This window comes from Halopelagius fulvigenes (genome assembly GCF_042662625.1).
Lineage (GTDB): Archaea > Halobacteriota > Halobacteria > Halobacteriales > Haloferacaceae > Halopelagius > Halopelagius fulvigenes.
Window position 1 is genome coordinate 118,570 of the sequence record NZ_JBHSXH010000009.1, and the last position, 8,945, is coordinate 127,514.

At 67.1% G+C, this 8,945-nt stretch carries 10 protein-coding genes; 4 read left to right on the forward strand and 6 right to left on the reverse strand.

The window, feature by feature from the left end:
* Positions 1-12: 12 nt before the first annotated feature.
* The gene (locus tag ACFQEV_RS02845) at positions 13-555 is read right to left on the reverse strand and encodes an LURP-one-related family protein (protein WP_379692486.1); all 543 of its coding nucleotides are present in this window, start codon (positions 553-555) and stop codon (positions 13-15) included.
* A gap of 113 nt (positions 556-668) precedes the next feature.
* On the opposite strand from ACFQEV_RS02845, the gene ACFQEV_RS02850 reads away from it, so the two are divergent.
* Positions 669-2,483 (forward strand): site-2 protease family protein, encoded by a 1,815-nt coding sequence (locus tag ACFQEV_RS02850; RefSeq protein ID WP_379692487.1) that lies wholly within the window; start codon positions 669-671, stop codon positions 2,481-2,483.
* 4 nt (positions 2,484-2,487) lie between these two features.
* Here the strand turns inward: ACFQEV_RS02850 and ACFQEV_RS02855 are convergent, their stop codons facing one another.
* Positions 2,488-3,012 carry a PadR family transcriptional regulator gene (locus ACFQEV_RS02855; RefSeq protein ID WP_379692489.1) on the reverse strand — a complete coding sequence of 175 codons (525 nt, stop codon included), beginning with the start codon at positions 3,010-3,012 and terminating at the stop codon, positions 2,488-2,490.
* Positions 3,013-3,148: 136 nt separating this feature from the next.
* Between ACFQEV_RS02855 and ACFQEV_RS02860 the strand changes: the two genes are divergently transcribed.
* The gene (locus tag ACFQEV_RS02860) at positions 3,149-4,678 is read left to right on the forward strand and encodes a heme-binding protein (RefSeq protein WP_379692490.1); all 1,530 of its coding nucleotides are present in this window, start codon (positions 3,149-3,151) and stop codon (positions 4,676-4,678) included.
* A 110-nt stretch (positions 4,679-4,788) separates the two neighbouring features.
* Here ACFQEV_RS02860 and ACFQEV_RS02865 read toward each other — a convergent pair whose 3' ends face one another.
* The 4 genes from ACFQEV_RS02865 to ACFQEV_RS02880 form a co-directional block, all read right to left on the reverse strand.
* Positions 4,789-5,226: an SHOCT domain-containing protein gene (locus tag ACFQEV_RS02865; protein ID WP_379692492.1), complete on the reverse strand. Its 438-nt coding sequence runs from the start codon at positions 5,224-5,226 to the stop codon at positions 4,789-4,791.
* Between the two features lie 81 nt (positions 5,227-5,307).
* On the reverse strand, positions 5,308-6,099 hold the full coding sequence (locus ACFQEV_RS02870) for a GHMP family kinase ATP-binding protein (RefSeq protein ID WP_379692494.1): 792 nt from the start codon (positions 6,097-6,099) through the stop codon (positions 5,308-5,310).
* Positions 6,100-6,167: 68 nt separating this feature from the next.
* Positions 6,168-6,350, reverse strand: coding sequence for a hypothetical protein (locus ACFQEV_RS02875; RefSeq protein WP_379692495.1), 183 nt, complete (start codon positions 6,348-6,350; stop codon positions 6,168-6,170).
* Positions 6,351-6,354: 4 nt separating this feature from the next.
* On the reverse strand, positions 6,355-7,431 hold the full coding sequence (locus ACFQEV_RS02880) for an aldo/keto reductase (RefSeq protein WP_379692497.1): 1,077 nt from the start codon (positions 7,429-7,431) through the stop codon (positions 6,355-6,357).
* Positions 7,432-7,607: 176 nt separating this feature from the next.
* Here ACFQEV_RS02880 and ACFQEV_RS02885 point away from each other — a divergent pair, with 176 nt between their 5' ends.
* Together ACFQEV_RS02885 and ACFQEV_RS02890 are read left to right on the forward strand one after the other, a co-directional pair.
* Positions 7,608-8,036: an ester cyclase gene (locus ACFQEV_RS02885; RefSeq protein WP_379692498.1), complete on the forward strand. Its 429-nt coding sequence runs from the start codon at positions 7,608-7,610 to the stop codon at positions 8,034-8,036.
* 224 nt (positions 8,037-8,260) lie between these two features.
* A partial coding sequence (locus tag ACFQEV_RS02890; RefSeq protein ID WP_379694510.1) for a DUF4960 domain-containing protein occupies positions 8,261-8,945 on the forward strand: 685 nt, incomplete at its 3' end.

Sequence of the window (8,945 nt, forward strand, 5' to 3'; positions counted from 1 at the left end):
CCCCGTTCTCCCTCAGTTCTCCTCTATCGCGTCCACGACCACCGCGCCGACGACGACGAGTCGGGGGTCCACGGACGCGGTGTCTGTGAGGTCTATCTGGTACTTGTCCCGGAAGGAGAACGACTCGTGAATTGACCCCAACGACTCGCCCGAGGGCCCCTCCACGTTGTAGGTGAAGGGGAGGAACGTCGTCACGTTCCGGCGGATGATGGCCTTCAGAACGCTGTCCTCGCGGATGTACGCCACCGTCTCCCCGTCCGGGCCGAGGAGGGCGTACTCGTGCTTCGCAAACGAGATGGCGCTTCGCTTCACCGACCCGATTCGCTCGCCCGTCTTCGAATCTACGATGTCGTAGGCGGCGGCGATGTCGAGGACGCTGTCGGCCTTCGCGCGGAAGCGTTCCTCGCCGGTGTCGGCGTCGGTAAAGCGGAAGTCCTCCTTCAGGCGGAGTTTCTTCTTCTTTGACTCGAGGATGGGCCGGCCGTCCTCGTAGACGCGGTACTTCGTGCTGATTCCGAACTTCTGTCTGACCTCGTAGTGCGTCCCTTCGAACATCTCTGTCGGGTACTCCTCCGCCCTGTCATATACTCCTTGGGACGGCGGGGGGCCGACTCGGAACGCTCCGACAATCCGAACGTCTTTCACCGGCGCGTACTTCCCTTCCTCTGATGAACACGCTACTGTGGGTTCTCGTCGGCCTGCTGGCGTACTCGTTCGCCGCTTTCTTCCTCCGACGACGCGGTCTCCTCCCCTCCTCGGTCAAGGTACAGGGTCCGTTCACCACGATACACACGAAACGCGGTCGCGACTTCATCGACTGGCTCGCGACGCCCAAGCGCTTCTGGCGGGCGTGGAGCAACGTCGGCGTCGGCGCCGCCCTCGTCATCATGTTCGGGATGTTCTTCTTCCTCCTGGCGCAGGGCGTCTTCATCCTCCAGAACCCGCCCGCGCCCTCGGCGGTCAATCAGCCGCAGAACTTCCTCGTCATCCCCGGCGTCAACGACTTCCTGCCGCTTTCGGTGGCCCCCGAAATCGTCTTCGGCCTCCTCGTCGGACTCGTCGTCCACGAGGGCGGCCACGGCATCCTCTGTCGCGTCGAGGACATCGACATCGAGTCGATGGGGGTGTTCCTCTTCACGGTGCTTCCCCTCGGCGCGTTCGTCGAACCCGACGAGGAGAGCCAACGCAACGCCGACAGAGGCGGCCGAACCCGGATGTTCGCCGCGGGCGTGACGAACAACTTCGCCGTCACCATCGTCGCGTTCGCCCTGCTGTTCGGCCCCGTCATCGCCTCCATCGGCGTCGCGCCCGGCATGGCCGTCGCCGGGGCGTACGACGGGTCGGCCGCGGCCGCCGGCGGCATCTCGCAGGGCGACCGAATCACCGCCGTCGGGGGGATGCCCGTGAGCAACCAGAGTTCGCTCGACAGAGCGCTTCTGAACGCCGACGCGCGGTCGGTGCAGGTCGAACTCAACGGCGGACAGAGCGCCGCCGACCGCGAGACGCGGACCGTGACGGTCCGACGGTCACTCGTCGTCGCCGGCACCGTCGCGGGCAACCCCGCGAACCTCTCTGTGGGCAGCGGCGACGAACCCATCCGCGTCGAGGCGGTCAACGGGACGCCGGTGTACACCCAACGCGGCTTCTCCGAGGCGGTCGGTCGGGACCGGTTCGCCGAACTGACCACCTCCCGCGGTACGGTGACGATTCCCGTCGGCGCGTACGTCACGTCCGTCGCCTCGAACGGCCCCGTCGCCGACGCCGGCGTCCCCTCGGCACCGTTCGTCATCACCGCCGTGGACGGGACGCGCGTCACCTCCTCGACGGAGCTCGGGCGCGTCTTAGACGGCATCTCGCCGGGGGAGACGGTGTCCGTCGAGGTGTACAAGGACGGGTCGTTCAGCACGTACGACGTGACGCTGGGCGAGAACCCCCGCGACGGCGGCGGCTTCCTCGGCGTGAACCTGTTCGGGACGAGCGGACTGCTCCTGACCGACTTCGGCGTCCAGTCGTACCCCGCGGGGACGTACGTCTCGCTCCTCGGCGGCGACGGCGGCCCGGACGCCGCGTCGCTGTCAGGCGGCGTCGCGGACTCGCCGCTCGGAGCGGTGTACGTCTCGCTCATCCTGCCGTTGGCGTCGCTCGTCCTCGGCATCCCGAACTTCCCGGGCTTCACGCAGAACGTCTACAACTTCTACGCGGTGACCGGACCGCTCGGGTTCCTCGGAACCGGGGTGTTCCTGCTCGCCAACGTCTGCTTCTGGATGGCGTGGATAAACCTCCAGCTCGGCATGTTCAACTGCATCCCCGGCTATCCGCTCGACGGCGGGCGCATCCTGCGGACGAGCGTCGAGGCCGTCGTCTCCCGCTTGCCCGTGGACGAACCGTACCCCCTCGTCAGAACCATCACCACGAGCGTCGGCGTGACGATGCTGCTGTCGCTGTTGGTGCTCATCTTCGGGCCGACGGTCCTCGGCGGGTAGCCGGTTACTCGCCGTCTTCCTCGACGCCCTCGCGGTCGTAGAACTCCTCGGGCGTCGCGTCGATTCGCTCGAACTCGCCGAAGTCGCGTTCGTGGTGGCGAATCAACTGCTCGATTATCCACGAACTGAACGTCTCGTCGTAGCGCCACCCGTCCGCCGGCGGTTCGAGTTCGAACCGCTCGTCGGTGGCGAAGCCGACGTAGACGTGGTAGAAACCGAGGATGATGTCGGCGAACTCGCTGGCTTTCCCGCCCGCCTCGCGGCGTTTCTCCGCGAGTTCCTCCTCGCCCGCCTCGGTGAGTTCGAAGTACTTGCGGTCGGACTCCTCCTCGCGTTCGACCCGTTCGGCCCAGCCTTTCTCCTCGAACTTGTAGAGGATGGGGTAGACGGACCCGTACGACGGTTCCCAGTGACCGCCGCTTATCTCGGTTATCTCCTTGAGTATCTCGTACCCGTACCGCGGTTTCTCTTCCAGCAGTTCCAGCACTAAGTACGAGATGAGGCCTTTCGGCGGGCCGCTTTTCCGCATCGGAAGTTGTTTCCGACTATCCGCGTGAAAGAGTTTCGGTCCGGACAGTTTCGCCCGCCGGCCGCCGATTCGGGCGGTTCTCGAACCGCGGCGACGACTCGCAACTCCCATACGGGAGGGATTCCAACTCACCGGTATGCCAGAGGCCCCACCGACCGACGAGGGCTGGTTCGTCCTGCACGACTTCCGAACCGTCGACTGGGACGCGTGGCGCGACGCGCCCGCCCACGAACGGGAACGCGCGATAGAAGAGGGCGTCGCGTACCTCCGAACGCACGAGGCGGTCGAGGACGCCGAGGAGGGGGCGTCGGCCGTCTTCTCCGTCCTCGGTCACAAGGCCGACCTTCTCGTCGTCCACCTCCGACCGACGCTCGACGACCTCTCGCGCGCCGAACGCCAGTTCGAACGGACGGCGCTGGCGGCGTTCACGGAGCAACCGACCTCGTACGTCTCCGTGACGGAGGTGTCGGGCTACGTCTCACAGGAGTACTTCGAGGGCGACAAAGAGGAGGTGGACGCCGGCCTCCGCAACTACATCGAGGGGAAACTGAAGCCCGACATCCCCGAGGACCAGTACGTGGCGTTCTACCCGATGTCGAAGCGCCGCGGCGAGGAGTACAACTGGTACGACCTCTCCTTCGAGGAGCGTTCGGAGATGATGTCCGACCACGGCGACACCGGCCGCGACTACGCCGGGAAGATAAAGCAGGTCATCGCCTCCTCCGTCGGATTCGACGACTTCGAGTGGGGCGTGACCCTGTTCGCCGAGGACCCCGTCGAGATGAAGAACATCGTCTACGACATGCGGTTCGACGACGTCTCCTCGAAGTACGGCGAGTTCGGCCGGTTCTACGTCGGCCGCCGCTTCCCGCCCGCGGACCTCGGCGCGTACTTGGAGGGCGAGGCGGTTCCGACGGCCGACCACGACTCCCCGCACGGCGAACACGGCGGCGCGCACGGCGAGGCGCACGGTCACGCCCACGGCGACTCCGCGCACCACGGTGACGGCGGCGGCGGCCACCACGGCCGCGGCGGCGGAAGCGCCCACGGCGACGCCCCGCACGGCGAGGACGGCGGGACGTCCGGCGACATCCGCGGCGAACTCGAAGACCTGAACATCTACGCCGGGAAGCCCCACGGCGAGGACGTCTACGCGACGGTGCTCTACTCCGAGGCCGACACCGACGAGTTGTTCGAGGAGGTGGAGGGCCTCCGCGGCAACTTCGAGCACTACGACACGCACGTCAAGACGGCGGTGTACGAGGCGAACGAACGCGACCGAAGCGCCGTCGTGAGCATCTGGGACACCCAGTCGGCCGCCGAGACGGCCGCCGGGTTCCTCTCGGAACTCCCCGGCATCGTCTCCCGCGCGGGCGAGGAGTCCGGATTCGGGACGATGGGGATGTTCTACACGGTCAAATCCGACTACCGCGAGGAGTTCGTCGAGAAGTTCGGCACCGTCGGCGGCCTGCTGGAGGAGATGGACGGCCACCAAGACACCGACCTGATGGTGAACGTCGAAGACGAAGACGACATGTTCATCGCCAGCCAGTGGGACGCCCGCGAGGACGCGATGGCGTTCTTCCGGTCCGACGAGTTCCGCGACACCGTCCAGTGGGGTCGGGACGTGTTGGCCGACAGACCCCGACACGTGTTCCTCGCCTGAGACGGACCGACGCACGAACGAACCCCGCTCTTTCTCCTTCGGTCAGACACGGTTACCACTGCACGTCAGACGCCCCTCGGGCGAGCGGTTTCGAATGGAAACGAAGGGGTTCAGTACTCGTACTCGCGTTCGCGCCGTCTCGACGCCCCGTCCGCGAGTTCTTCCGTCTCCAGCAACCGTTCGAGGCGGCGTTCGAACTCGTCGTGACCTATCTCCCCGGCGGCGTACCGCTCGCGCAGACGCGCTATCGCCCGTCCCTCGTCCGCCGTCTCGTACTCGTTCCCGTAGCCGGTTTCGTACTCCTCTCCTCTGCTCGGGGCGGTGCCGGCGTCGTTCCCGAACGCTCTCTGAATGAGTGCGTCTACGCCGTACCCCATCGCCGTGAACACCGGAGCGAGGATGAGAAACGCCATCACGGGATTCCCGCCGGAGAACAGCACCAAAAGCGTCATCCAGAGGGCGACGACGAATCCGAGCAGCGCCGGATTCTCTTTCAACGTCTCTGCCTGTACGGAGAACCACTCGCTCGCGCTTCGGAGGGCGGACATACCGCGCTAATTGACAACCGGACGAAAATAACTTTGCCTCCCGCCGCCGCGATCGCCGCCGCTGACGCCGGGAGAGTCGACTCAGCGGAGTTCCGCGCCCGAAGCGGTGAGTCGCGTCCGGTTCGGGAGGACGCCCGGCGCGCCGACGGCCAGCACCGTCTCGCCGACCATCGCCATCGTCGCCGACCCGCCCGCCGCGGTGACGTCTGCGACGGCGGTACGCACGGCGTCCGTCGCCAACCCGCTCTCGTCGGCGAACCGCCACGCCGCATCGAACAGTTCCGGGAGGGGCGCTTCGGGGTCGAACGACGAGAGCGCTTCCCGCCCCGCGGCGGCGACGGCGGCTATCGCCTCCTTGTCGCCGAGGACGGACACGGTGGAGATGCCGCCGTAGGACGCGTACGCGACCGTCTCGCCGTCGGGTTCCGCGCGCCGCACGCCGTCGCCGGTGTTCCAGACGACGCCGCCGCGGTCCTGCACGAACACGTCGCCGAGGCCCGTCCCCGCCGCGACTTCGGCGCGGTGGGCCGCCCGCACCGACGACTCGCGGGAGCGACCGAGGCCGAACGCCTCGTTCGCCGCGAGGGCGGTCGCGAGCGTGGCGGCACCGCTGGCACCGAACCCCCGCCCGACGGGGACGGCGGCGTCGAGTTCGACGGCGGCGCTGACGTTCAGACGCGACAGGAGGCGTTCGACGGGTTCGAAGTCGGTTCGGTCGCCGTCGAGGCGGACGACCGTCTCCGCGGCGGGTTCGACCGTCGCGGTCACGCCGTCCTCGACGGCGAAACTGACGCCGAGAGAGCCCTCCTCGGGGTCGTCCTGCGGAACGAACACGACGGTCACGCTCCCGGGCGCGTATGCGCGTTCAGTCACGGTCCCCTCCGTCGGAGCGCGTCGGTCGAGAGCATACGCGGACGTTCCGCGCTCTCGGATAAAAAGTGTCAGTCCGCCCGGCGACGCGACCGGAGGTAGCCTGCCAGACCGAAGAGGCCGGTGATGGCGGTCAGCAGGTCCCACGGCGACGCGTCGGCGTCGCGGGCGCGGGCGTCGCGGCGAATCCACGCCGCGGCGGCGGCGTGTCCGACCGCCGTCAGGGCGAGAAACGCCTTCGTCGTTCGATTCACGGCGTCAGTCGGCGGAACTGCGCGGGCCCGCGCTGGGCTGTTTGTCGATGCCCGCCGCCTCGATGTCGTCGCCGCCGACCGACGAGCGGAGTTCGTCCATCCCGTCGTCGCGGTCGATGCCGAAGTTGTCCTCGTACAGGTCGGCGACGCGGGTCATCTCCTCCTCGGAGAGTTTCGGCACCTCCGAGGCGGCGGCCCACTCGGTGATGTCCTCCCGCGTGTGGAACGTCGGCGTGACGCTGGCGACGGCGTTGTGGCTCAGCAGGTACGCGATTGCGGCCTGCCCCATCGTTCGCTCGCCGTCTCGCTCCAAGAAGCGGAGCGTCTCTATCTTCTCCCAGCCCGTCTCGTACCACGCGTCGGGGCGGAACCCGCGGTGGTCGTCCAAGTCGTGGCCCGTCTCGGGCGTCACCTGTTCGTTCAGGAGGCCCGAGGAGTGCGGCACGCGCGGGATGAGGCTCGTCGAGGAGCCCGTCTCCTCGATGGTGTCGAGGAAGTGGTTGCCGACCTCCTGTTCGAAGAGGTTCCAGACGAGCTGCACGGAGTCGAACTCCTCTGCGATGGCCATGTCGCCCTCGGCCAGCCAGCCGATGGAGGGGCCGAGCGCCCAGCCGACGGCGTCGACGAGGCCCTCCTCGCGGAGTTCGTCGAGGGCCTCCAACACGTCCTCGTCCACCTCGTCCGCGTTCGCGTTGTGGAGTTGGAGCAGTTCGACGTGGTCGGTGTCGAGGCGTTCGAGGCTCTTCTCGGTCGCAGAGCGAATCCACTCGCCGGTAATCTCCTTCGGGAGTTCGCCGTGACCCGCCTGCGGGTTGTTGTAGAAGTCGTAGCCCACCTTCGTCGCCAGCGTCACGTCGTCGCGGTACTCCGCGATGGCCTCGCCGACGACTTCCTCGCTGTGGCCGTGGCCGTACACGTCGCCGGTGTCGAAGTAGGTGATGCCCCGCTCTATCGCGTGGTGAATCAGGTCGATGGAGTCCTGCTTCGACCGGTCGCCCCACCAGTCGGTGCCGACGACCCACGCGCCGAATCCGACTTCGCTGACCTCCACGTCCGAATCGCCCAGCGTCCGGTAGTTCATATCGCGTGCTTGGTATTCGGGTCACTTTAGCCCACCTTTTTGCGCCTCGGGTGCGCGAAGCGTACCTCGCGGTACGAGTCGTATCTCGAACGGTCCGCCACGGATGCCGATTACATCGCCGCGGTGCAGGTGGTATCTGCGTCTATGTTTTTCGTCGCTCGGAGCGTACGATAGACGTGGCAACCGAAAACACAGATCCGAAGGAAGTCGCTCGCCGCTACGTCGAGGTGGTGTGGAACGAGGGGAACGTCGGAGCGATGGACGACATCCTCACCGAACGTCAGGTGTACCACGACCCGACGGATGACGGAGCGGAACCGCTCTCGGAGTTCAAGGAGTTCATCCGGGGATACCACCGGGCGTTCCCGAACCTCGATTTCACCGTCGACCGATACATCGCCGAGGGTGACCTAGTCGCGTTCTGGGGACGGGCGACGGGAACTCACGAGGGTTCGTTCATGGGAATCGAACCCACCGGCAACCGCATCGACATCATGGGCATCAACGTCGTCCGTATCGAAGATGGGAAAGTCGCCGAACGGTGGGCGAACTTCGACATCTTCGGCATGCTCAGCCAACTCGGGCACGACCTACTGCCCGCATAGAGCGTTCGTATCTACTTCGGCTGTGTCGAGCGGTTTGGGAGAGAAGCGGTACGCCGAAGTACCGCCGAGCACCCGTGAGCGGTTCGCCGACCGAGCCGTCTTCGACGTCGGCCCTTTTGCACCGGCTTTTCCTGCCTCGGGCCACACTCCGCGCGACTACTCGGCGCAAAAAGGTGGGTACTATTCCACGAGTTAATACCTCGTCCCCTCGAACGACAGCGACGATGGACGAACTCCCCGTTCGCGTCGCGTTCCTGCACGCGGACGAACTCACGGACGAACAACGCGCCGCCCGCGAGTGGTGCGAACGCTCCGTCGCCGCCGTCGAGAGCGTCGCGCTCGGAGACGTCGCCGCCGGCGAACGCTCGCTCTCTCGGTTCGACGCCGCGTGGTGGCACCGCGACGGCCCGTTCGACCCGGTTCGAGGCGAGGCGGCCGCCTGCGCCGACGCCGTGACGGCGTTTCTCGAGGCCGGAAACGGTCTCCTCCTGACGCTCCGGGCCCTCTCGGCCGTCGAACCGTTCGGCATCGACCCCGTCGCGCCGGACGCCGTCGGCGCCGAGACGCCGGCGGACCCGAGCGGACTCCTCAAGAAGCGCACGTTCGACGACCACCCCCTGTTCGAGGGATTTCCCCTCCGCGAACTCCACACCCAACCGGCCGAGGCGGCGCGGCCGTTCGCGCGGTACGAGGGGTCACTCCCGGCCGCCGGCGACGTACTCGCCTCGACGATTCGCGGCGAGGCGTTCCACGTCGCGCAGAAGGCGGCGTTCGCGTGGCGCGTCGGCGAAGGTGATACGTACGGCGTCGGCTCGGAAGTCGCCTTCCTCCCCGGGCGGGACTTCGAGGCCGCGGAGGCGCAGCGACGAATTCTCCGCAACGCCCTCGCCCTCCTCGGCGGCGACGCGC